This window comes from Actinomyces sp., from assembly GCF_030524025.1.
Taxonomy (GTDB): Bacteria; Actinomycetota; Actinomycetes; order Actinomycetales; family Actinomycetaceae; genus Actinomyces.
Genome location: NZ_JAUNHI010000001.1, coordinates 141,839 through 163,786 on the forward strand (window position 1 = coordinate 141,839; position 21,948 = coordinate 163,786).

The 21,948-nt window shown below is 73.1% G+C and carries 20 protein-coding genes; 9 read left to right on the forward strand and 11 right to left on the reverse strand.

The window, feature by feature from the left end; translation table 11 throughout:
* Position 1: 1 nt before the first annotated feature.
* Positions 2-865, reverse strand: coding sequence for an RDD family protein (locus Q4C85_RS00605; protein ID WP_303138514.1), 864 nt, complete (start codon positions 863-865; stop codon positions 2-4).
* A gap of 14 nt (positions 866-879) precedes the next feature.
* On the opposite strand from Q4C85_RS00605, the gene Q4C85_RS00610 reads away from it, so the two are divergent.
* The gene (locus Q4C85_RS00610; protein ID WP_303138515.1) at positions 880-1,875 is read left to right on the forward strand and encodes a stage II sporulation protein M; all 996 of its coding nucleotides are present in this window, start codon (positions 880-882) and stop codon (positions 1,873-1,875) included.
* 56 nt (positions 1,876-1,931) lie between these two features.
* On the opposite strand, the gene Q4C85_RS00615 is transcribed toward Q4C85_RS00610, so the two are convergent.
* Genes Q4C85_RS00615 through Q4C85_RS00635 form a run of 5 tightly spaced genes read right to left on the reverse strand, consistent with a single transcriptional unit; the run spans position 1,932 to position 7,299 of the window.
* Positions 1,932-3,224 carry a DUF58 domain-containing protein gene (locus Q4C85_RS00615; protein WP_303138518.1) on the reverse strand — a complete coding sequence of 431 codons (1,293 nt, stop codon included), beginning with the start codon at positions 3,222-3,224 and terminating at the stop codon, positions 1,932-1,934.
* 30 nt (positions 3,225-3,254) lie between these two features.
* Complete coding sequence (locus tag Q4C85_RS00620; RefSeq protein ID WP_303138737.1) at positions 3,255-4,256, reverse strand: MoxR family ATPase; 1,002 nt, start codon at positions 4,254-4,256, stop codon at positions 3,255-3,257.
* Positions 4,257-4,264: 8 nt separating this feature from the next.
* The gene (locus Q4C85_RS00625; protein ID WP_303138519.1) at positions 4,265-5,446 is read right to left on the reverse strand and encodes a DUF4350 domain-containing protein; all 1,182 of its coding nucleotides are present in this window, start codon (positions 5,444-5,446) and stop codon (positions 4,265-4,267) included.
* Positions 5,443-6,138, reverse strand: a complete 696-nt coding sequence (locus tag Q4C85_RS00630; protein WP_303138521.1) for a DUF4129 domain-containing protein — start codon at positions 6,136-6,138, stop codon at positions 5,443-5,445. Before Q4C85_RS00630 ends, Q4C85_RS00625 begins: the two co-directional genes overlap by 4 nt.
* Positions 6,139-6,156: 18 nt before the next feature.
* The gene (locus Q4C85_RS00635) at positions 6,157-7,299 is read right to left on the reverse strand and encodes a glycerophosphodiester phosphodiesterase (RefSeq protein ID WP_303138522.1); all 1,143 of its coding nucleotides are present in this window, start codon (positions 7,297-7,299) and stop codon (positions 6,157-6,159) included.
* Between the two features lie 166 nt (positions 7,300-7,465).
* Here Q4C85_RS00635 and mtrA point away from each other — a divergent pair, with 166 nt between their 5' ends.
* Genes mtrA through Q4C85_RS00650 form a run of 3 tightly spaced genes read left to right on the forward strand, consistent with a single transcriptional unit; the run spans position 7,466 to position 11,808 of the window.
* Positions 7,466-8,149 carry an MtrAB system response regulator MtrA gene (mtrA, locus tag Q4C85_RS00640; RefSeq protein ID WP_303138525.1) on the forward strand — a complete coding sequence of 228 codons (684 nt, stop codon included), beginning with the start codon at positions 7,466-7,468 and terminating at the stop codon, positions 8,147-8,149.
* Positions 8,150-8,209: 60 nt separating this feature from the next.
* Complete coding sequence (gene mtrB / locus Q4C85_RS00645) at positions 8,210-10,084, forward strand: MtrAB system histidine kinase MtrB (RefSeq protein WP_303138528.1); 1,875 nt, start codon at positions 8,210-8,212, stop codon at positions 10,082-10,084.
* 41 nt (positions 10,085-10,125) lie between these two features.
* Positions 10,126-11,808: a GerMN domain-containing protein gene (locus Q4C85_RS00650; protein ID WP_303138530.1), complete on the forward strand. Its 1,683-nt coding sequence runs from the start codon at positions 10,126-10,128 to the stop codon at positions 11,806-11,808.
* Positions 11,809-11,889: 81 nt separating this feature from the next.
* Here the strand turns inward: Q4C85_RS00650 and raiA are convergent, their stop codons facing one another.
* Entirely contained in the window at positions 11,890-12,540 is a 651-nt protein-coding gene (gene raiA, locus Q4C85_RS00655) for a ribosome-associated translation inhibitor RaiA (protein ID WP_303138533.1), read from the reverse strand.
* Positions 12,541-12,763: 223 nt separating this feature from the next.
* Entirely contained in the window at positions 12,764-13,591 is an 828-nt protein-coding gene (locus Q4C85_RS00660) for a ComF family protein (RefSeq protein WP_303138535.1), read from the reverse strand.
* A 188-nt stretch (positions 13,592-13,779) separates the two neighbouring features.
* On the opposite strand from Q4C85_RS00660, the gene secA reads away from it, so the two are divergent.
* Positions 13,780-16,614 carry a preprotein translocase subunit SecA gene (gene secA / locus Q4C85_RS00665; protein ID WP_303138537.1) on the forward strand — a complete coding sequence of 945 codons (2,835 nt, stop codon included), beginning with the start codon at positions 13,780-13,782 and terminating at the stop codon, positions 16,612-16,614.
* A 29-nt stretch (positions 16,615-16,643) separates the two neighbouring features.
* Here secA and Q4C85_RS00670 read toward each other — a convergent pair whose 3' ends face one another.
* A complete protein-coding gene (locus Q4C85_RS00670; RefSeq protein ID WP_303138540.1) occupies positions 16,644-17,219 on the reverse strand; it encodes an Rv3235 family protein in 576 nt (191 codons plus the stop codon).
* A gap of 41 nt (positions 17,220-17,260) precedes the next feature.
* A complete protein-coding gene (locus tag Q4C85_RS00675) occupies positions 17,261-17,992 on the reverse strand; it encodes a LysM peptidoglycan-binding domain-containing protein (protein WP_303138543.1) in 732 nt (243 codons plus the stop codon).
* A gap of 161 nt (positions 17,993-18,153) precedes the next feature.
* Between Q4C85_RS00675 and Q4C85_RS00680 the strand changes: the two genes are divergently transcribed.
* The gene (locus tag Q4C85_RS00680) at positions 18,154-18,705 is read left to right on the forward strand and encodes a Fis family transcriptional regulator (protein WP_303138545.1); all 552 of its coding nucleotides are present in this window, start codon (positions 18,154-18,156) and stop codon (positions 18,703-18,705) included.
* A 20-nt stretch (positions 18,706-18,725) separates the two neighbouring features.
* Here Q4C85_RS00680 and Q4C85_RS00685 read toward each other — a convergent pair whose 3' ends face one another.
* Complete coding sequence (locus Q4C85_RS00685; RefSeq protein ID WP_303138547.1) at positions 18,726-18,944, reverse strand: helix-turn-helix domain-containing protein; 219 nt, start codon at positions 18,942-18,944, stop codon at positions 18,726-18,728.
* A 230-nt stretch (positions 18,945-19,174) separates the two neighbouring features.
* Between Q4C85_RS00685 and Q4C85_RS00690 the strand changes: the two genes are divergently transcribed.
* From Q4C85_RS00690 to Q4C85_RS00700, 3 genes are all read left to right on the forward strand, one after another.
* Positions 19,175-19,759 carry a hypothetical protein gene (locus Q4C85_RS00690; protein WP_303138550.1) on the forward strand — a complete coding sequence of 195 codons (585 nt, stop codon included), beginning with the start codon at positions 19,175-19,177 and terminating at the stop codon, positions 19,757-19,759.
* A gap of 1 nt (position 19,760) precedes the next feature.
* A complete protein-coding gene (locus Q4C85_RS00695; protein ID WP_303138553.1) occupies positions 19,761-21,371 on the forward strand; it encodes a hypothetical protein in 1,611 nt (536 codons plus the stop codon).
* Positions 21,372-21,470: 99 nt separating this feature from the next.
* Positions 21,471-21,941 (forward strand): hypothetical protein, encoded by a 471-nt coding sequence (locus Q4C85_RS00700; RefSeq protein ID WP_303138555.1) that lies wholly within the window; start codon positions 21,471-21,473, stop codon positions 21,939-21,941.
* Positions 21,942-21,948: the final 7 nt, after the last annotated feature.

Consider the following 21,948-nt stretch of genomic DNA (forward strand, 5'->3'; position numbering starts at 1 on the left):
CTCACCGGGGCGGGGTGATCTCGTGGGGCAGCTCCTCGAGCGCCCTGAGCGCCCGCTCGTCGGAACGGCGGTCGCGCAGCTCGAGGAAGAACTCGCGGTCACGGCGCGCCACGAGGATCGCGGCGAGGAAGCGCTCGGGGTTCGTGCCGGGCGGGGCAGGCGGGGAGGTGTAGGGCTCGGCCCTGGCCGCGAGCCGGCGGGCCAGGCGCGTGCGGGCGTCGGGACGCATCGTCGATGCCCGTTGCAGGAAGGTGCGGGCCGCGAGGGCCAGGTCCCCCGGCAGCGCCCGCAGATCTGCCTGCCCGGCCCAGCCGGCCAGCTCGGGGGGCATGATGAGTGGCGCACCGTCCCGGACTCCGGGACGGTCCCGCACGACGTAGGTCCCGGCCAACAGGTCCCCCAACCTCTTTCCGCGCTTGGTCGCCACGCACGCCACTGCCGCCAGCGTGCCCGCGGACAGCCAGATCTCGACGGTGGCCAGCAGTACGCGCACCAGGCTGTGGCGCAGACGCAGGGCGCCGCCGTCGTCACGCACGACCCTCGAGCCCACAACCAGCCTGCCTGCCGAGCGCCCCCGTGAGACCACCTCGACGGTCAAGGGCACGACAACGACCCACAGGGCAAGGACGATGGAGGTCACCGTGCTCCTCACGGCCGCCGACGGCAACAGCCCCATGTCGAACAGCGTTATGATCACACTGATCGAGAGGATGAAACCTCCCGCATAGATGGCGTAGTCGATCGCCCCGGAGATCAGGCGCAGGCCGATGGAGGCCGGTGCCACCTCCAAGGCGACGGCCTCCCCAGTAATCATCAGCTCGGGTGTCATCATCCGCTCGGATGACGACGAGGGCTCGTTCGCCATGTCAGACTCCTTTCGTGGACATTGACGCATTCGCAGCCGCGCACCGCGACCAGTGGGACCGCCTCGACCAGCTCGTCGGGCGCCGTCGGCTCAGTGGCGCCGAAACCGATGAGCTCGTCGTGCTGTACCGGGCCGCCGCCGTGCACCTGACCCGCATCCGTGCCGGCGCCCCCGACCCCCAGGTACTCAGCGAGATGTCGACACGCGTGGCCGCGGCGCGCGGCAAGCTGACGGGCACCCGGGAGATGCGCCTGAGCGACCTCACCCGCTTCTGGACGGTCTCCGTGCCGGCCGCGCTGTACCGGGTGCGCTGGTGGACCGCCGGCGTCACCCTGGTCGAGGTGGCCATCGCGGTCGTCGTGGGGGTCTGGACACTGCGCAGCCCCGAGGCGATGAGCGCCCTGGGCACGAGCTCGGAGCTGTCGGCCTACGCCGAGCAGTCCTTCGAGAACTACTACTCGACCTTCTCCTCCCACGAGTTCAGCGCCCTGGTGTGGACGAACAACGCCCGCATCGCCGCCATGTGCGTGGCCACGGGGATCACGGGGGTCCTGCCGGCCTACATCCTGTTGTCCAATGCCGTCGTGCTGGGGCAGGCGGGGGCGATCATGGCCGACCACGACCGTTTCGGCCTGTTCCTCGCCCTGATCACCCCCCATGGGCTGCTCGAGCTCACCTGCGTGTTCGTCGCCGGCGGCGCGGGCCTGCGCCTGTTCTGGACGTTGCTCGCACCCGGAGCCAGGTCGCGCGCGGTCGCCCTGGCCCAGGAGGGGCGGGTGCTCATCACCGTGGCTGTCGGGATGACCGCCGCCCTGGCGGTGGCCGGGCTCATCGAGGGCTTCGTCACCCCCTCCCCGCTGCACTGGGCCGTCAAGTGCGCCATCGGGCTGCTCGCCCTGGGAACGCTGTGGGCCTACACTCTCGTCCTCGGGCGCCGGGCCGCGCTGGCCGGGTCCACCGGCGACCTGGAGGAGGACGAGGCGGGCACCGTGCTGGCCGAGGCGGGCTGACGGCGGCGCGGTCGTCGCCGAGCCGGCCGGGCATGTGCCGGGCTCCATCCCGAGCCTCACAGCCGCCCCGTCGCTTTGAGGGCGAGGTAGGCGTCGGCCAGCGCCGGTGAGATCCCGGCCGGACCGGCCTCGACGACCTCCACCCCGGCACGCCGCAACCGGGATCGCACCGCGTCGAGCTCGACAAGGTCCCGCTCGGCGGCCGCCGCCGTGTAGACCCGCCCCGTGTCGGAGCGGTCGGCGCTCAGGCGCCGCAGCCCGGGGTCGGAGACGGAGGCGATAAGGACCGTGTGGCTGCGGGACAGGGCCGCCAGCGCCCGCAGCATGCCCGTGTCGGTCCCAGACCCGTCCAGGGCGGTGAGCACGACCACCAGCGCCCGCTGGGACAGCAGGGAGCCGGCGGTCGAGGCCACGAGCCCCCAGTCGGTCTCGGTCAGACTCGGCTCGAGCGGCGCCAGGGCGTCGGCCAACGCGCTCATGAGGGCGGGGCCGGACTCGCCGCGCACCTGGGCGCGCACCCGGGAGTCCACGGCGACGACATCGACCCGGTCGCCCGCACGCGTGGCCACGGCAGCCATGAGAAGGGCGGCCTCGATCTGGACGTCGATCCGCGGCTCGTCATCGAGACGGGCGGCCGCCAGGCGGCCGGAGTCGATGACGATGAGCACCCGTCGGTCGCGCTCAGGGCGCCAGGTGCGCACGAGGACCTCACCACGGCGCGCCGTCGAGCGCCAGTCGATGGAGCGCACGTCGTCACCCACGACATACTCACGCAGGGAGTCGAACTCCGTGCCCGCCCCGCGCACCATGACTGCGCTGCGTCCGTCCATCTCGCGCAGGCGCGCCAGTCTGCTGGGCAGGTGCCGGCGCGACCTGAAGGCGGGCAGAACCCGCAGGCTGGCCGGAGCCAGGAGGGAGGCCTGGCGACCCGCCAGGCCCAGGGGGCCGTCCAGGCGCACGGTGACCAGGTCGGCCCGGCGGTCTCCCCGCCGGGTGGGGGTCAGCGTCATGCGGCGGCGCCGGCGCTCGCCTGCCGGGACCCGCAGGCTCGAGCGCGTGTGGCTCGCCCCGGCCGACGGTGGCCACGCGTCTCGTACCTGGGCGCGGACCGGCCGGGGACCGGAGTTGATCACCGTCAGAGTGGTCGTCACCGAGCCACCCAGGCGTACCGAGCGGGGCAGCTCCCGCTCGACCCGCAGGCACAGGGGGGAGGGCGCGGCCAGGACGTCGACAGCGACGATCAGCACGACCACCGCGGTCCACACGATGGCTGTCAATGGACGCGGGACGACGATGATGGCCATCAGCGCGGCGGCAAGCAGCCAGACGGTGCGCATGGTCAGGTACACGGTTCCTCCTCTTGGCCCGGCGACCCGCGCTCAGCGGGGTACGGACACCGAGCGCAGGACACCGTTGAGGACCGACTCGGTGGTGACCCCCTCCATCTCGGCCTCGGCCCGCAGCTGGATGCGGTGGCGCAAGGTCGGCAGCGCCAGAGCCTTGACGTCGTCAGGGGTGACATAACTCCTGCCTGACAGCCAGGCCCACGCCCGGCCTGCGGCCAGCAGGGCGGTGGCCCCGCGCGGCGAGACACCCAGGGCCACCGACGGCGAGGTCCGCGTCGCGCGCACGAGGTCGACGATGTATCCCAGCACCTCGGCCGAGGCGCCGATCGTGCGGACCTGCTCACGCGCAGCGGTCAGGTCCGCCGGGCCGGCCACGGCACGCAGCCCCGCCCCCGCCAGGTCTCGTGGGTTGAAGCCGGTGGCGTGACGGGACAGCACCTTGATCTCTTGGTCGCGCTCGGGCAGCGGCAGGACCAGCTTGAGCAGGAAGCGGTCGAGCTGTGCCTCGGGCAGGGGGTAGGTGCCCTCGTACTCGACAGGGTTCTGCGTGGCGACGACCATGAAGGGGTCCGGCAGAGGCCGGGGCGTGCCGTCGATGGAGACCTGGCGCTCCTCCATCGCCTCGAGCAGCGCGGCCTGGGTCTTGGGTGGTGTCCGGTTGATCTCGTCGGCCAGGAGCAGGTTGGTGAAGACGGGCCCCTCGCGCAGCGAGAACTCGGCGTTGCGGGCGTCGTAGATGAGCGAGCCCGTCACGTCGCCGGGCATGAGGTCGGGCGTGAACTGTACCCGTCGGGTCTCGACATCCAATGCCTGGGCGAGGGAGCGCACGAGCAGGGTCTTGGCGACCCCGGGCACGCCCTCGAGCAGGACGTGCCCGCCGGCCAGGACGGCGATGACCAGTCCGGTGACCGCCGCATCCTGCCCGACGACCGCCTTGGCGAGCTCGGAGCGCACTGCGACGAGACGCTGGCGGGGGTCGGAACCGGCTCCAGCGCCGGCGGCGTCCGGGGTGGGTGATGCGTCCTCGGGGATCATGGGTGTGCTCATTGTGGGTGGACCTCGCTCTCGAGTCGGTCAAGCTCGACGCCCAGGTCCACCAGGGACCGGTCGTCGGGGGGGACGGGCCCGTACAGGACCCTGTCGATATGCTGGGGGGGCTGCCCGCCGGCGCGGGCCACGGCCTGGACGAGCTCGTGGCGCCCCGCCGTCGGCGTCAGGCCCAGGAGGCGGCCCAGGCGGGAGGCCGTGCCGGCGCGCAGCGCCTGAGCGGCGCGCTCGCGGTCGGCAGCCCGGCGGTAGAGCCGTCCGCGCCCGATGGTCGTCTCGGTGGATCGCACGACCACCGGCATCTCCTCGGTCACGATGCGTCCGAAGCGCCGTCCGCGCACGACCGCCAGTGCCAGGACGACGAATCCGGCCTGGAGTAGTGCCACCGGCAACCACCGGGGCATGGCGGGGGAGTCCCACAGGCCGGTGGCCGAGGCGGAGGCGCCGTCGAGCCAGACGATGCGCTCGTGGTGGCCCAGGGCCCGGATGGCCAAGGCGGCGTTGCCGGCCTCGGCCAGCTTGGCGTTGGTCACGATCGAGGCGTCGGAGATGACGCGCACGGTCGCCCCGGTCTCCAGGGGGGCGGTCGCGTAGGCGTAGACACCCTCGTCCACGGGGAAGCAGCCCACGGCGCCGTCGACTCCGCCGATCCGCACCGTCCCCTTACTGCCGTCCAGCGTGGCGGCGGCCACGGCGTCCTCCTCGGGGCACTGTGGGGTCAGTTCGGTGCCCGCCGGGGCCGAGGTGCCTGCGGGCTCCATGCCGGTCAGGCCGGACAGGTCGGAGTACATCGTGTCCAGTACGACGACGTCCCCGCCGGAGGCGGCCAGAAGCCGCAGGTCGGAGTCCGATAGCTCGCGGGCGTTGACCACCGCGATGGTGGCGCCCTGGGAGCCGGCCTCGGCCGCCCGGCGGACCGTCGAGGCGGTCGACACGCCGATGCCCTCGTCGCGCAGCAGCTGGGCGAGGGCCTGCGCCCCGTTGTCGCCGGGATTGTTGATGGCGTAGGGCACCGTCGAGTGCCCGGGCCGGAGCATGGCGGTCAGCACGGTGACGGCCGCCAGGCCCGCGATGAGCAGCACGAAGGGCCGCCAGCGGCGCAGGCGCTCGCGCAGGGTGCGGCCAACGACCTGGTCCTGGTGCCGGTCCGTCGGGGCCGCCTGCGTCCCGCCGCTCACCGGACAGCCTCCGCCACGCCGACCAGCGGTGCCTGGGCCAGCCGGTCCGCCAGCTCGCGCATCCAGGCGTCCTGGGTCGGCGCGGAGACGAGCTCGCCGTAGCGCACCGCGTCGAACAGCGCAGCCGCCTGCGCCAGGTCTGCCGACATGCTGTCGATGGCCACTGAGGCCTGCTCGGCAGCCTCGTGAGAGGTCATCCCCGGGTAGCTGTCGATCGCACAGCGCTCGTCCAGTGAGCGGATGATGGCGCGGAAACGCTCGATGACCGCGATGTCCCAGTCCCCCGAGCTCGCGGCAGCGTCGGCCGCACTCATCAGAGCGGCGGAGTCGCGGTCGTCATCGAACAGCCGCTGGTCGCCCAGGCGACCTCGGCGCAGCGAACTGACCCTGGTCGGCAGCCGGAGGAGCATCAGCACGAGCAGGGCCGCCAGGACCAGGACGATGAGCACCGAGAGCCAGTCGGGAACCTGGGGCACCACGTCGCGCGGGTCGAGGTTGTCGACGATCCACCGCCACAGCATCGACCACAGGCTCTCCTGCTCGTGGTACACGGGCTTGGCCAGCTCGGCCTCGGCGCGTCGGCGGGCCTCCTCGGCGTCCGGGGTCGCCGGTGCGCCGAGTGCGGGCAGTACCGCCGGCGCATGGGTCAGGTGCGGGCCGGCGTAGGTCGTCTGGGTCGCGACGCTCAGCATGGCAACGGGGAGGTCAGCTCACGCATCGGCTGCCTGGCGCAGCTCGACGTCGAGGCCCTCGTCGCGCATGCGCAGGTCGATGTAGGTCAGGGCGGTCACTGCCGCCGTGAATGGCAGCACGGCCGCCTGGGACAGCGAGGCGAAGAGGTCGCTCAGAGCCAGGTGCAGGGCCATGCCGTTGGGCGAGGCGAGCAGCAGTGCACCGCTGATACCTCCGATGACCGACGAGAAGACGGTCACCGCGGCCATCGTGATGAGGGAGGTGAGCACGAAAATGCCCAGGACCCGCCAGAAGTGGTGCCGCGTCAAGCTCCACGAGCGCGCGATGCCCGCCCACACGCTGAGGTTCTCCAGGATGAGCGCACAGCCGGACAGCCACAGCCGTGTCGTCAGGAACAGGCAGGCCACGAGGGCGACGAGTATGAGGAGGAAGCCGGCGACGAGCGCCAACGCGAGGGCTCCGGTCGAGGTGGGCTCCGTGGAGCTGATGAGTAGGTACCCGACGAGGCCCACCACGCCGGCGACGACGATGATGGCCAGGCTGTTGAGGACACCGACGAGCAGGGTCTGTCCGATCAGGGCCCAGATCCGGGACCGCGTGCGCCGCCAGAGCTCGGACGGTGTGGCGATTCGACCCAGGACCGAGCGGGAGACCGCCACGATGAGCACCCCTGTCAGGATCGTGCTGGCCAGCCAGATCAGCGCTGACGCCACCGCGGTGCCGACCAGGCCACTGGGACCACCCAGGAGCGCGCCGAGGGGGACTGAGCTGTCGCCGCTGTCCTCTATCCAGGCGGTGATGCTGCTGGACTGGGCCGCGGCCATCGTGTAGCTGGTGACCGCGGAGATCACGCCGGTCAGCGTCATGACCAGCAGTGCTGGCAGGAGCATGGCCCGTGGGTTGGCGCGCAGGGCCTCAAAGGCCGCGGAGATGATCTCCATGACGCCCAGCGGGCGCAGCGGCACGATCCCGGGCTTGGGCGCGAGGGAGAAGCCGTCGGTCGCCAGGCCGTAGGAGCCCGCCTCGCCGTACTGGCGGGCCGGGTCGTCAAACTGGCCGGCCGGGGGCTGGCCGTAGGCGCCGTAACGGGGGGCGGTTTCCTCCTGGGCGGCCGAACCCTCCTCGCTGGGGGGCAGCCATCCGTTCGAGTCGTTGGTCATGGACCCACTCTCCCATGCGGTGGCGCCTGTGCTCCTCCGTCCGGAGGAGGAGATGTCCCGCTGTGCCTGTCGGCGCCTGCACGTGCCGCCCGGGTGTGTCCTTCGCCGCGTCGGCGCGGCGCACGGCATCCCCATGAAACGTCCAGGTTCGTGACAGGATAGACCCATGAGCACCCGTATCCTCGTCGTCGATGACGACACCGCCCTGGCAGAGATGATCGGCATCATGCTTGAGGCCGAGGGCTACACCCCGTCCTTCTGCGCCGACGGCGCCCGCGCCATGGACGTCTTCCACGACACCCGGCCTGACCTCGTCCTGCTCGACCTCATGCTCCCGGGTGTCGACGGCGTCGAGATCTGCACGAAGTTGCGCGCCGAGTCCGATGTGCCCGTCATCATGCTCACCGCCCGGACCGACACCCAGGACGTCGTCGCGGGCCTCGAGGCCGGCGCCGACGACTACGTGACCAAGCCCTTCAAGTCCAAGGAGCTCCTCGCCCGCGTGCGCACCCGCCTGCGCCGCAACGTCGACGGCGGCAACGCCGAGCACGTGCGGGCCGGGGACCTGGACATCGACGTCGCCGGGCACCAGGTCAAGCGCGGCGACACCAAGATCGCCCTGACGCCCCTGGAGTTCGACCTCCTCGTCACCCTGGCGCGCACGCCGTGGAAGGTCTTCACCCGCGAGGAGCTGCTCGAGCAGGTCTGGGGCTACCAGCACGCGGCGGACACCCGCCTGGTCAACGTCCACGTCCAGCGGCTGCGGGCCAAGATCGAGCACGACCCGGAGCACCCGGCGATCGTCGTCACCGTGCGCGGGGTCGGCTACCGCGCCGGCGAGCAGGCGTGAGCCCGGCCCAGCTCCCTCCGACCCACACGAACGGGTACCGACCGGCGTGAGGCAGCCCGCATGAGCGAGCCCACCCCGACGCGCACCGGGATGCAGCCCCCGCGTCGTCCGGCCACCCCGGTCCGCGCCGTCCGGCGCAGCCTGGCCACCCGCATGGCCCTCATGGCCACCGTGGCCGGCGTCATCCTCATCGTCGTCCTGCTCAACGTCGTCAACTTGCGCATCGCCAACGCGGTGTATGAGGACCGCAAGGACACGATCCTCGTCGACGCCTGGGAGCGGGTGACCATCGCCCAGCAGGCCTTCGACGACTCCAGCGCCACCACCACCGACGAGGTCTCCTCCGTGGTCGAGGACGAGGTCGCCGACATCCGGCAGTCCTCCTCCGGGGCGGGGGTCGTCGGTGTGGTCATGAAGCGTTCCCCCCAGGAGTCGGCCCCGCAGATCATCAACGACGTCTCCACCGGTGAGGTGCCCCTGTCCCTGGTCACCGACGAGCTGCGCGAGCGGGTGGCCTCCGGCTCGGACGGCAAGCAGTACTACGAGTGGGTGACCATCACCGACGAGGCGGGATCGGTGCCCGGCCTGGTCGTGGGCTCGCGGGTCTCGCTGCCGGTGGCGGGAACCTACGAGATGTACATCGTCTACTCCCTGGCCCCCGAGGAGCGGGTGATCGAGCGGACGACCAAGACCGTGTTCATCGCGGGAACCGGATTCCTGCTCATTCTCATCCTGGGGGTGTGGGCGCTGACCTGGCGGGTGCTCATCCCCATCAGGCGCACCTCCCTGGCCGCCCAGCGCCTGGCCGCCGGACGGCTCAACGAGCGCCTCGTCGTCCAGGGGGACGACGAGATCGCCGCCCTGTCGCGCTCCTTCAACGACATGGCCGCCTCCCTGGAGTCCCAGATCGAGGCCTGGGAGAACCTGTCGAAGGTCGAGAAGCTCTTCGTGTCGGACGTCTCCCACGAGCTGCGCACCCCCCTGGCCTCCATCCGCCTGGCCTCCGAGCAGATCTGGGCCGCTCGCGACGAGATCGAGGACCCCTTCGCCGCCCGCAGCATCGAGATCCTCATGCGCGAGGTCGACCGCTTCGAGGAGATGCTCTCCGACCTGCTGGAGATCTCCCGGATCGACTCCGGCCGGGTCCAGCTGCGCGCCGAGGACGCCGACCTGGTCGCCGTGCTGCGCGGCGTGCTCGACCTCGTCGCCGTGCACATCGAGGCCAAAGGCTCGCAGATCCGCATCGAGGCCCCCGCCGAGCCGGTCGTGGCGGAGGTCGACACGACCCGCGTCGAGAGGATCCTGCGCAACCTGGTCGTCAACGCCCTCGAGCACGCCGAGGGCTCACCCATCGACATCACGGTGGCCGCCGGGCAGGACGCCGTGGCCGTGCGCGTGCGCGACCACGGCGTGGGCATGAGCCCCGACGTCGTCAAGAAGGTCTTCGACCGGTTCTACCGCGCCGACCCCTCCCGGCGCCGCACCCTGGGCGGCACCGGCCTGGGCCTGTCCATCTCCCTGGAGGACGCCTCACTCCACGGCGGGACGATCACCGCCTGGGGCTGGCCGGCCGACGGGGCGTCCTTCCTGCTGGTCCTTCCCCGGTCCCTGGGCCCGGGAGGCGCCCCGGGCACCTACACCCTTCCCGGGCCGCTGGACGTCGTCCCCGACGACGCCCCCGAGGTGGCGCGCGCCACCTCCCGCCGCGGGGGAGCCGCCGGCGAGGCCTCGGCCGCACCGGGCGGCACGCTGGCCCCGGCGCCGGCATCGCGACGCTCCGACGTCGTGCGCGAGTCCGGCCAGGAGACCGACACCCGGGACGGGGAGCAGGTGGCCGGTCCCCGTCGGGTGACCGTCGTGGGCCCCGGCGACGCACCCAGCGCACGCACGCCGGAGGACAACGGCGGCCGGGGCAGGCCGGAGGGGCGGCGGTGAGCCCGCGGGGAGGTGCGCCGCGGGAAGGACGGCGCGGCGGTGTGCCCCGCCGGTGGGTGCTGACCGCGCTGCCACTGGGCGCCGTCGGGCTGGGAGCCTGCGCCGGGGCGCCGCGCAGCGGCGACATCGGCGAGTCCGACGTCGTCGAGGTCGACGACTCGATGCTCGTCCAGACCGCCGCGGGCCCGGCCGAGGGAGCCACCCCCGAGCAGATCGTCTCGGGATTCCTGCGCGCCTGCGTGGCCGGATTCTTCGACGGCTTTGCCACCGCCCGCAGCTTCCTGCTCACCTCCGCGGCCGGCTCCTGGGACCCGGTGGACACCGTGCGGGTCTACCCCGGCTCGGAGGAGCCTGTGGTGACCCGCGCACCCGATGGGTCGGTGCTGGTCGAGGCGGATCTGCTCGGCTCGGTCGGCGAGCACGGGATCTTCTCGGCGGCCGATGCCACGGGCTACTCCGAGACCTTCACCCTGGCCGTCGACGCCCACGGCCAGTGGCGCATCGCCACCCTGCTGCCCGGCGTGCTCGTGCCGGTCAGCGGGCTGTCGTCGAACTTCCGTGCCACGGCGCTGTACTTCCTGACCCCTGACCGGCAGCGGCTCGTCCCCGAGCTGCGCTGGCTGCCGCGCAGCTCCTTGCTGCCCAGACTCGTTGAGGCCTTCATCGCCGGGCCCTCGCCCTGGCTGGCCGGCGGGGTCGTCACCGCGCTGCCGGCGGGCGCCGCCCTCGAGGAGGAGGTCTCCGACCCCTCGGCCGGCACGGTGACCGTGCGCCTGTCGGGGGGCCGGGCGCGGGTCCCCGATGAGGACCTGTCCCTCCTGGTGGCCCAGCTGTGGGAGAGCCTGCGCGAGGTCGACTCGGTGTCCCGGGTCAGCGTCTACCTCGACGGCGTGCCGCTGCCTCAGGCGGCGAGCCTGCCCGAGGTGGGCGCCTCCCCGGGTCCCCTGGTCGGGATGAGCGGGGGCAATGTCGTCCAGGGCACGAGCTCGACCCGGGCGACCCTGGTCGCCGCCGCGGCGCTGGGCACCACCGATGCCCGCCACCCCGCCCTGGGCACCGACGGGAGCGTCTACGTCCTGTCGGCCTCGAGCCTGTTGCGGGCCGGTGCGGGACAGGCGGCCGCCAGCGCCATCCTGTCGGCGGGGGCGGCCGATGCGGCCGCAGGAGGGCTCCTGCCCCCCGTCGTGGACCGCCATGCCTGGGTGTGGACGGCTGCCGACGGGCGCCTGACCGTGGTCAACCATGTCGGCCAGCGGCCCGAGCTGTCCGTACCCTGGCTCGACGGCCGGGAGGTCATCGCCTTCGACCTGTCCGCGGAGTCGGCCCGCTGCGCCGTGCGGCACCGTGCGGGGCAGGACGAGCGGGTGTCGGTGGCCGTCGTGCGACGCGATGCCGACGGCGTCCCGGTGGGCCTGGGGGAGGCCCTCGACCTCGTCGGTGCCGATGGGGCCCAGACGAGCTCGGTGGTGTGGTACGACACGGTGAGCGTGGCCGTCCTGGCCCCCCACCGCCAGGACGAGGAGGTCCGGGACGTGCTGGTGCTGGAGGTCGCGGGCACCGCCTCGGCCACGGTCGGCGCCCGAGGCGCGGTGGCCATCGCCTCGGACCGGGTCGGCAAGGTGATGAGCCTGACCGACTCCTCGAACCGGGTCTGGCAGCGGTCCCGCACGACCTGGCGGGTCGTGGCGACCGACGTCACCGATGTCTCCTACCCGCTCGTGTGACAAGAAGGTGCTCGGCGGAGTCGGTCACGCCGGCGACGGCCGGGTGACCGACTCCGCCGAGCACCTCGTGGCAGGGCCCGGTTAGAGGACCTGGGCGTCCAGGCGGATGACCCCGTAGGTCCAGCCGTGGCGGTGGTAGACCGCGCAGGGCTGCTTGGTGGCCTTTTCGATGAACAGGTAGAAGGGGTGGCCGACCATCTCCATCTGGTAGAGCGCCTCGTCCACGGTCATCGGCACCGCCTCGTGCAGCTTCTGGCGCACGATGACGGGGGAGTCGCCGAGCTGGGACTCCACGGCCACACCGGTCTGGGTGGGGGCCGAGGGGGAGTCCTCGATGGGGGCGTCGCCGGTGTCGGGCACGACGATCTCCTCGGCGGCCGGCGGCGCGGCCGCAGCGACGGGCTCGGGCACCTCGACGATGTAACGGTGGTGGTCCTTCTTGCGGTCCCGTGCGCGGCGTAGACGCTCGGTCAGCTTGCCCATCGCGATGTCGAAGGCGGCGAAGCGGTCGGAGGAGCTGGCCTCGGCGCGGATGATCGGGCCCTTGGAGATGACGGTGATCTCTGCGCGCTCGGCGGTGTCGGCCTGACGCGGGTTGCGCTCGTGGGTGATCTCGACCTCGACGCGTTGGACGCGGGGGTCGAGCTGCTCGACCTTGGTGGCCTTCTCCTCGACGTAGTCCCGTAGGCGAGAGCTGATCTCAGCGTTACGGCCGACGACGGTGATGTCCATGGCTGGAACCTCTTTCTGGGGTTCTGATGATCCCCGGGGGGATGGGCTGAAGGACGCCCGCCGCACCTCGCGGCGGTCTCTGGATGGTCGTCCACCACCTCCTGAGTGCCGGGGCGCGAGGGCCGTCAGCGCCCTGTGCACGCCTGTGTGCGATGTCTCATAACCTACACCATCTGCGGTGATGCCGCCCTCCGGCGCGGGCCGGGTCGAGGTCACGTCCTGGTCACGCGGACCCGCCGGTGCTCTCGTGATCGGCGCGGGGGACGGCCGGCGGCAGGGTCGTGCCCCGCGACCCGCCGGGAGGCGGGGCGGCCGCCACGGCCAGGGCGCCGACCACCCGCGCCCCGGCGGCCTCCAGGGCGCGGGTACAGGCCCCCAGGGTGGCACCCGTGGTCACGACGTCGTCGACGAGCAGGACGGCCCGGCCGGCGACCTCGGCCAGGACGCGCGGGGGCACGGAGCGGTTGCGGCGCCGGCCGCGGGCCGAGGCGCCTGCCTGGTGCGCCGGTCCGGAGGCCCGGCGCAGCAGGTCGACGCTGAGCACGGCCGCGGGAGCATGGGGGCACCAGCCCCGGGCGGCGCCTTGCGCGACGGCGTCGGCCAGGTCGGCGGCCACGAGCCGCCCCCGCAGGCGGCGGGCCCTGCCCGAGGGCGCCGGGACGACCAGGAGCGGCCCGTCGCCGGCCTTCGCCGTCAGCCCGGCCGTCCCCAGTGACTGCGCCCACTGCCTCCCGGCCCGCCTGCCGACCTCGGCCATCACCTCATCGAGGTCCTCCCGCGCGCCGTTCTTCCAACGCAGGACGATTGTGCGCACGGGGCCGACGTAGAGGGCCACCGAGCGCACGTCGAGCCCGCCGGCCGCATCGGCGCGCACGGGCAGGGGCGGGCCCCGCAGGAGGTCCCGGCAGTCGGGGCACAGGGCGGTGTCCCAGCACCCGCAGCCCGCACAGGTCGGGGGCAGGGCCAGCCGCAGCGCCGCCAGCAGCGCGGCGCCCAGGGACCCTCCCGACCGGTGGCGGCCGTCGGAGCGGGCAGGGGGAGCGGTGCTCACGTCCGGCCCTCGGAGCCGGGGCGGACCGGGGCAGGGCGCCGGAGTGTCCCGGACCTGATCACGATGAGCGATCCCACACGGTGGCGCCGAAGCGGCGCACGTACCATGAGGGGCGTCTGTGCCCGGCGGCGCCGGGCCCCGGTCCCGGCAGCCGTCAGGGCCCGCCACCAACAAGGGAGAGACCAAGCGTGTCGATCGTCGACAGGATCCTTCGCATCGGTGAGGGACGCACCCTCCGCAAGCTCGACGCCATCGCGACCCAGGTCGAGGCCCTGGCCGATGACTACCGCGAGTTCAGCGACGAGGAGCTCAAGGAGCAGACCGAGGAGCTCAAGGAGCGCTACGCCGACGGGGAGACCCTCGACCAGCTGCTGCCCGAGGCCTTCGCCACCGTTGCCGAGGCCGCCGACCGCGTGCTGGGCATGCGCCCCTACCACGTCCAGATCATGGGCGGCGCCGCCCTGCACCGGGGCAATATCGCCGAGATGAAGACCGGTGAGGGCAAGACCCTCGTGGCCACGATGCCCTCCTACCTGCGTGCCCTGACGGGCAAGGGCGTGCACGTGGTGACGGTCAACGACTACCTCGCCGAGTACCAGTCCGACCTCATGGGCCGCGTCCACCGCTTCCTGGGCCTGTCCACCGGCTGCATCCTGACCGGCCAGACCCCTGCCCAGCGCCGGGAGCAGTACGCGATGGACATCACCTACGGCACGAACAACGAGTTCGGCTTCGACTACCTGCGCGACAACATGGCCCAGCGGCCAGAGGACCTCGTCCAGCGCGGCCACGCCTTCGTCATCGTCGACGAGGTCGACTCCATCCTCATCGACGAAGCCCGCACCCCGCTCATCATCTCCGGCCCGGCCTCCGGTGACGTCAACAAGTGGTACCAGGAGTTCGCCAAGATCGCCCAGCGGCTGCGGGCCGGCAAGGACTACGAGGTCGACGAGAAGAAGCGCACCGTGGGCGTGCTGGCCCCCGGGATCGAGCGCGTCGAGGACTACCTGGGCATCGACAACCTCTACGAGTCGGAGAACACCCCGCTCATCGGCTTCCTCAACAACGCGATCAAGGCCAAGGAGCTGTTCGCCGTCGACAAGGACTACATCGTGCGCGACGGCGAGGTGCTCATCGTCGACGAGCACACCGGCCGCGTCCTGCCGGGCAGGCGCTACAACGAGGGCATGCACCAGGCCATCGAGGCCAAGGAGCGCGTGGAGATCAAGGCCGAGAACCAGACGCTGGCCACGATCACGCTGCAGAACTACTTCCGGCTCTACCCCGAGGGCTCCCGCTCGGGCATGACCGGTACCGCTGAGACCGAGGCCGCCGAGTTCGCCGGCACCTACAAGATCGGGGTCGTCCCCATCCCGACCAATGAGCCGATGATCCGCATCGACCAGCCTGACCTCGTCTACACGACGGTCAACGCCAAGCTCGAGGCCGTCGTCGACGACATCGAGGAGCGCCACGCCACCGGCCAGCCCGTCCTCGTGGGCACGACGAGCGTGGAGAAGTCCGAGGCGCTGTCGGCCATGCTCACCGCCCGGGGCATCTCCCACGAGGTCCTCAACGCCAAGCAGCACGCCCGGGAGGCCGCGGTCGTGGCCATGGCGGGGCGCAAGGGCGCGGTGACCGTGGCCACCAACATGGCCGGGCGCGGGACCGACATCATGCTGGGGGGCAACGCCGAGTACATCGCCGTGGCCGCCCTCAAGGAGGCGGGCCTGGACCCCGAGGACAACGCCGAGGCCTACGACAAGGCCTGGCCCGAGGCCCTCCGGGCCGCGCGCGAGGCGTGCCAGGCCGAGCACGACGAGGTCGTCGAGCTCGGCGGGCTCTACGTCCTGGGCACCGAGCGCCACGAGTCGCGCCGGATCGACAACCAGCTGCGCGGCCGCTCCGGCCGCCAGGGGGACCCCGGGGAGTCGCGCTTCTACCTGTCCATGGAGGACGACCTCATGCGCATGTTCGCCTCCGGGGCGGCCCAGCGGATCATGGCCTCGGGCGCCTACCCCGACGACGTGCCGCTGGAGTCCAAGATCGTCACCCGAGCCATCGCCTCGGCCCAGCGGCAGGTGGAGTCCCGCAACTACGAGATCCGCAAGAACGTCCTCAAGTACGACGACGTCATGACCGAGCAGCGCGAGAAGGTCTACGACGAGCGCCGCCGTGTGCTCGACGGGGAGGACCTCGAGCCCCAGGTCGAGCGCTTCCGGGCCCAGGCCGTCGAGACGATCGTGCGCGCCCGCACCGCCGAGGGCCGGCCCGACCAGTGGGACCTGGAGGCCCTGTGGGACGACCTGGGCCACCTCTTCCCGGTGTCGCTGACCAGTGAGGAGATCATCGATGCCGTCGGCGGCGTCGACCGCCTCACCGCCGAGCGCCTGTCGACCGAGCTCGCCGAGGACGCCGCGGTGGCCTACGAGGAGGCCGAGGGGCGCCTGGACGGCAACGCGCTGGCACGAGCCCAGCTCGGCGAGGAGCCGATGCGCACCCTGGAGCGCCGCGTCCTGCTGGCCGTGGTCGACAAGCGTTGGCGCGAGCACCTCTACGAGATGGACTACCTCAAGGAGGGCATCGGTCTGCGGGCCATGGCCCAGCGCGACCCCCTCGTGGAGTACGCCAACGAGGGCGCCCACATGTTCAAGGCGATGATGGAGGGCATCCGCGAGGAGACCGTCGAGCAGATCTTCGCCAACGCCGCGCGCTTCGAGGCCGCGGCGGCCAGGGCCGAGGCCGACGGGACGGCCGAGGCCGCCCAGACCGTGGCGGCGGCCGACGGCACCGGTGCGGCGCGCATCCGGGTACAGGCCGGCTCGGCGGGCACCGTCCTGGGCTCGACTGGCCGGCAGGCCATGGACAGCCGGGTCACCTACTCGGCTCCGGGGGAGGACGGCTCGGCCCGCACCCAGGAGGGCGCCCCCGTCTCGACGGCGCGCTCCGGCGGCAAGGAGGGCACCCCGGCCGCGACGGGCAACCGCGCCCAGCGCCGGGCCTCCCGAAAGCGCAGGCGCTGAGCCGCCGGGCGCCGGACGGGCGCCGACCCTCATGCGATCTCCAGGTGGCTGAGCACCCACCTGCCCCGGTGCGCCACGAGGCGCGCCGCCGCCGCGCGCACCCGCGAGCCGTCGTCGAGCAGGACGGTGGCCTCGCAGGCCCCTCGGGTCACGGCCTGGGTGCGCACCGAGCGGGCGCGCATCCGGGAGGCCTGGGGGCGCGGACCCAGGAGGCGGCGGGCCAGCCCCGCCCGGCGGGCGAGGGCCTCGAAGAGCTCGGGGGTCGTCCAGCGGGCCAGCTGGTCGGCCGGCCGGTGCCCGGTGAGCACCTCGCAGGCCGCTTGGACGATCGAGGCGGCGCTGCGGTCCGGGTCGGGCATCGTGGTCGGGGCCGGCTCGTGCGTGCGCCCGCGGCCCTGGGGGTCCTCGTGGGACAGGCGGGGCCGGAACCGCATCCGGTCCCACTCGGTGCGGGGCTCGGAGGCGGTGAGCGTCGGGCGCTCAATGATCCTGCCCGCCGGGGTGCGCCGGGTCGCGCTCAGGGCCCGGACGGCCGTGCCGCGGGCTCGCCGGGCAGGGTGGGTCGGGGCCGCGTCAGTGGTCAGGGCGGTGGGTGTCGCGGTCATCGTGGTGGTCCTGTCGGGTGTCGGTGTCGTGGAACGGTTGGTCAGCGGGAGGCGTACGAGGCCTGGTCCCCTCCCTGCTCGAGGGCGGGCATGGTCAGCGGGGTGCCGGGATGGATGAGGTCGGGGTCGGATCCGACCACCTCGGTGTTGGCGGCGTAGAGCTGGGGCCAGGCGTGGGCCACCTCGGCGTCCTGGGCGTCAGGACCCAGCACCTGGGCGGTGATCGACCACAGGGACTCACCGGCCGACACGACGTGCTGGGAGTCGGCGGCCCCCTGCTGGGCCGGGTCGTCGACCGCCGGCCCGCTCCCGGGCGCCTGCGGGTCGGCGGTCGGCGCCTGTGCCGCGGGCGTCTCCTGGCTCGTCGTCGGCTGCCATCCCAGGTCATCGGTGCTGGGGTCGGGGTCGGCGGCCAGGGCCGGAGTGGCGGTCAGCCCGGCGACCAGGGCCCCGGCGGCGACCCGGCGCACGGCCGGGGCTCCCCAGCGGTGCAGCAGCGCCTGGGCCAGCGAGGCGCCCTGCCCCCGGTGTCCGCCGTGGGACGGTGCGGTCGCCGCTAGGGCGAGCAGGGCGGACAGCAGGTGCCAGGCGGCCCCGAGTGCCCCGGCCGCCGCGCCGAGCGTTGCCAGGCCGGCGGTCAGCTGGGACGAGCCCCACCAGGCGATGGGGGTTGACAGAAGCCCGTGAGCCCCGGCGGCGGTCCCGGCAGCGAGGGCGACGGTGAGCGCTGCGGAGACCGTGGCGATGGTGACGAGTTGAGTCGAGGAACGCATGACACCCTCTAGCGCTGACGATCATGTTTGACGCTCTTAAAGGATGGTCAATATGTGACCTACTTGTCAAGACCCGTTGTGCGGGTGCGTGTGAGGAGGATGGTGCACGGTGGGAGGTGGGCCGGCTTGGCGGCGTCGACTGAGTGTGATGGGCTGTTCCCGTGAACTGGGACAGCCTCCTGGCAGACCTTGAGAGCCGCTTCGAGGCGGAGCGCCGGGCCGACTTGGCGGCGCAGTCGGCGGACCTGGCCGAGGCGGAGGTCTCGCGGATCAGGATGGCGGACCGGCTGCGTGGGGCGCCGGGCAGGCGTGTCCTGCTGCGGACGCGCTCGGGAGCGCACGTCGACGGCGTGGTGGTCCGGGCTGAGGACGGCTTCGTCCTGGTCGATGAGGGCGAGGGCCTTCAGGCCATCGTGCCCGTGGAGGCCTTGGCCATTGCCGGGCCGTTGCCGGGGCCGGCGCCGCGGGGCGAGACCTGGCGCACGCCCACCTTCCAGGGGGCGCTGCGCGAGCTGGCCCGCGTCGGGGCGCGGGTGCGCGTCGTCCTGTCAGGGGGCGAGCTGGTGGGGCGGATCGTACGCGTTGGTGCCGATTGGTTCGACGTCGTCGTCGATGCTGCAGAGGCGGGCGCGAGAAAATCCGCGACCGCGCCGGTCGACGGCGGCGTGGTCACGGTCGCTCTGGGAGCGGTCGAGGCGGTGCGCAGCCGCTGAGGCGGCCGCACACCGCGGGGTCACTCCTCGGCGGCGCCCCGGGAGGCCACCATCTCACGGGTGGCGGCCAGCCGGCTCTGGACGTAGTCGTCGAAGGCGCTCTCCGGCACCCTCCACAGGTTACGGGCGCCGACCTGGATGGCGGGCAGGTCGCCCGACTGGATGAGGGCGCGGACCCCCTGGGCGGACAGCTGGAGGCTCTCGGCAACTTCGGTGATGGTCAAGAACTTGTCCTTCATGGCAGGATTGTCTCATTGCGTAGCCATACGCGCCATCCCTGAACATCCCTGCGGGCTCCCAAAGCACTGAAGCGGCGGCCCCTGGGTTGAGTGCCACGGAGGAGGAGCCCGTGATCTCAGCACGGAGAACGTTGCCAGCACGCGCAGAACGTCGGTCCGATGACCGCGTCGACACGGTGGCGCGATGGCGTCGACCCACGTGGCGCGACCCCCGGCTGGCAGGCGGGCTCGTGCTCGTCGGGGCCTCGGTGGCGCTGGGCGCCTGGGCGGTGGACGCGGCGGCGGACACCGAGCAGGTCTACGTTCTTGCCCACGATGTTGCCCCGGGGGCGGACCTGACCGCCGAGGGGGTCCTCACGCTCGTCGACGCCCACCCCGGGACGGAGGCCTATGTGACGGCGGGTTCGCTCCCGGTGGACGCCGTGGCCACGCGCTCCCTGGACGCGGGCGAGCTCCTTCCCACCGGCGCGGTCGGTTCGGCGGCGGACCAGGACCTGCGTGCGGTCGTGCTCGAGGTCGTCTCCGGCCTGCCCGCGGGGACCTCGACGGGCGACTCGGTCGAGCTGTGGGTCCTGCCGGGCGAGCAGGTGCAGGTGACGGCCGATGCGCAGGCCGAGGGAGGCGAGGCGGCAGGCGCTGAGCTGGTCGCCCAGGGCCTGACCGTCGCGGCGGTCGGTGAGGCCGGCACGAGTCTGATCGGGGGCACGACGAGCCAGGTCGAGGTCTTCGTGCCCTCCGAGGCGCTGGAGCCGGTGCTCACCGCCGTCGGCCAGGGCGGAGGGCTTGTCCTCGTGCCCACCGGCCAGGAGGGGTGAGGTGCCCGTGGAGCGCCAGGACAGGGGGGTTCTCCTGGCCCTGTCGGGGGATGACTCCGGTGTGCTGCGGGCCCTGCAGGCCCCCGGCTCGGGGCTGGTGGTCGTGCGCCGCTGCGCGGACACCGCCGAGCTGCTCAGCGCGGCGCTGGCGGGGCTGGCGCGCCTGGTCGTCATCGACACCGGTTTCGATGACCTGGACCGCACCGTGCTGGACCGCCTCGACCATGCCGGTGCGGCGGGCGTCCTGCTCGCCCCGCCCGAGGAGGCCGAGCGCTGGGAGTCGGCCGGCTGGGCGGTGGAGGATCTCCACGCCGATCCGGGTCTCGTCCGGGCCCGTCTCCAGCTGGTCGCACGCGGGCTCGACCCCGCGCCGTCGCCTGGCCCGGCGCCCGCTCCGCCCGGGGCGGATTCCGTGGCCGGGGCGGGTGACCCGGCGCCGTCGGGGGCCGGTGAGGTCCCTCCGCCGAGCGCCGACGGTTTCGATGTGGCGCTGTGGGCCGAGCTGGACAAGCCGCGGGACCCGGGCGCCTCGGCCGGAGGCGGGGCGCAGCCGGGCGGGGCGGCCGGTCCCGGCGGTGCTGGGGCGTCCGGCGCGCCGGGTGTGGGGGAGGGCCTGGGCGGGCTCGTGGTCGTGTGGGGGCCGCATGGCTCACCGGACCGCTCGGTGGTGGCGGCCTCTCTTGCCCACGGGTTGGCGGCCTGCGGCGGCACGGTGCTGGTCGACGCCGATGTCGAGGCGCCGTGCCTGACCCAGCTGCTCGGGCTGCCCGAGGACTCCTCGGCGCTGGCCACGGCCGCGCGCCTGGCCAGCCGCGGCCGGCTCGATGACGAGGCTCTGGCTCAGGTCCTGGTCCCGGTGGCCTCCGACCAGTGGCTGTTGTCCGGCCTGGGGCGCCCGGGCAGGTGGCGCGAGCTGCCGCCGGCGGCGATGCCCGATGTGTGGCGCCAGTGCCGGCGCGCCGCCGCCTGGACGGTCATTGACGTGGCCGGCGGGGCCATTGACGACTCGGTGGACGGGTATACCTTGGAGCCGGGCCGTGGGGCGGTGGCCGCCGATCTGGTGCGCAGTGCTGATGTGGTGGTCCTGGTGGGCGCCTCCGACCCGGTCAGTGTGCGCCGCCTGCTGCAGCTGGCCGCCGATCTGGAGGAGGACGCCCGGCCCACGGGGCGGGTGCAGGTGGTGGTCAACCGGGTGCGGGCCTCGGTGGCCGGGCCGGCGCCCCAGCGGGCGGTGCGGGAGGTGTTGGCGCGCTTCGGCGGGATGGACAATGTGGCGGTCCTGCCCGAGGACGGTCTGACGGCCGACCAGTGCCTCATGGAGGGGCGCTCGGTTCTGGCGGCGGCCCCCTCCAGCCCGCTGGGCAGGGCGCTGGCCGATCTGACCGACCGGGTGGACCCGGCGGCGCATGCGGGGCAGGCTGCGCGCTCACCCCGTTCCCGCCTGTGGCTGCGGCGCCGTCGTGGCAGAGAGGTTCGGCAGGAGCCTGGCACTGTGGGCGCCTCGAGCGATGGCGGGGCGGGCGTGGCCGGGCCCCTGGCGGCAAGCCGACCCCCGGTGGTGGCGCCTCCGCCGCCCCCGGAGCCGGGGACCGGCGGACGGCACCGGCGCTGAGGCTCCGGGGTGTCAGTGGGCTCGCCGGGCGGTTGTTGACCGGCTTGTGCCCGCTGGGCCGATTCGGCGTCTTCGCGTGTTGTCGGGGAGACTGTGCCCATGCGCGTCTACCTGCCCGCCACCGGGGCGGACCTGTCAGCCCCTCGTGTCAGCGCCCGTCGAGCCCATGCGGTGACTCCCGCGCTGGCGGCGGCACTGCCGGAGGAGGATGAGGAGGGCCTGGAGGTGTCGGCGAGCCTGTGCGCCGCCGACACCTCTGTCGAGCTGCTCGCCACCGGGGCGCGGGAGCTGGCGGACCGGCGGGTCGTCCTGGCCGCCGACGTCGACCCGGAGCTGGTCCGGGAGGTGGCTGTGGAGGGTGATGTGCTGCCGGGGACGGTCGAGCTCCTCGGTGAGGTGTCCTGGGAGCAGGTGGCGGCGCTGCTTGTCGATGAGGCGGGTGCGGAGGCGGACGTGAGTCTGGCTCGCACCGGTGATGAGGAGGCCTTCGAGCGGACGGCGGAGGCCGATCTGCTGTGGTACGACGTTTCGGAGCGGGAGGCTCTTGCCGCTGAGCTCGCCCGGGGCTGAGGCCGGT

What these genes read in the sequence shown, in the direction of transcription:
- Q4C85_RS00635 (WP_303138522.1), bottom strand. Translation starts at nt 7,299, where the DNA reads ATGACCAACGACTCGAACGGATGGCTGCCCCCCAGCGAGGAGGGTTCG.
- Q4C85_RS00605 (WP_303138514.1), bottom strand. Translation starts at nt 865, where the DNA reads ATGGCGAACGAGCCCTCGTCGTCATCCGAGCGGATGATGACACCCGAG.
- Q4C85_RS00685 (WP_303138547.1), bottom strand. Translation starts at nt 18,944, where the DNA reads ATGAAGGACAAGTTCTTGACCATCACCGAAGTTGCCGAGAGCCTCCAG.
- Q4C85_RS00620 (WP_303138737.1), bottom strand. Translation starts at nt 4,256, where the DNA reads ATGATCCCCGAGGACGCATCACCCACCCCGGACGCCGCCGGCGCTGGA.
- Q4C85_RS00630 (WP_303138521.1), bottom strand. Translation starts at nt 6,138, where the DNA reads ATGCTGAGCGTCGCGACCCAGACGACCTACGCCGGCCCGCACCTGACC.
- Q4C85_RS00700 (WP_303138555.1), top strand. Translation starts at nt 21,471, where the DNA reads ATGCGCGTCTACCTGCCCGCCACCGGGGCGGACCTGTCAGCCCCTCGT.
- Q4C85_RS00675 (WP_303138543.1), bottom strand. Translation starts at nt 17,992, where the DNA reads ATGCGTTCCTCGACTCAACTCGTCACCATCGCCACGGTCTCCGCAGCG.
- mtrB (WP_303138528.1), top strand. Translation starts at nt 8,210, where the DNA reads ATGAGCGAGCCCACCCCGACGCGCACCGGGATGCAGCCCCCGCGTCGT.
- mtrA (WP_303138525.1), top strand. Translation starts at nt 7,466, where the DNA reads ATGAGCACCCGTATCCTCGTCGTCGATGACGACACCGCCCTGGCAGAG.
- raiA (WP_303138533.1), bottom strand. Translation starts at nt 12,540, where the DNA reads ATGGACATCACCGTCGTCGGCCGTAACGCTGAGATCAGCTCTCGCCTA.
- Q4C85_RS00670 (WP_303138540.1), bottom strand. Translation starts at nt 17,219, where the DNA reads ATGACCGCGACACCCACCGCCCTGACCACTGACGCGGCCCCGACCCAC.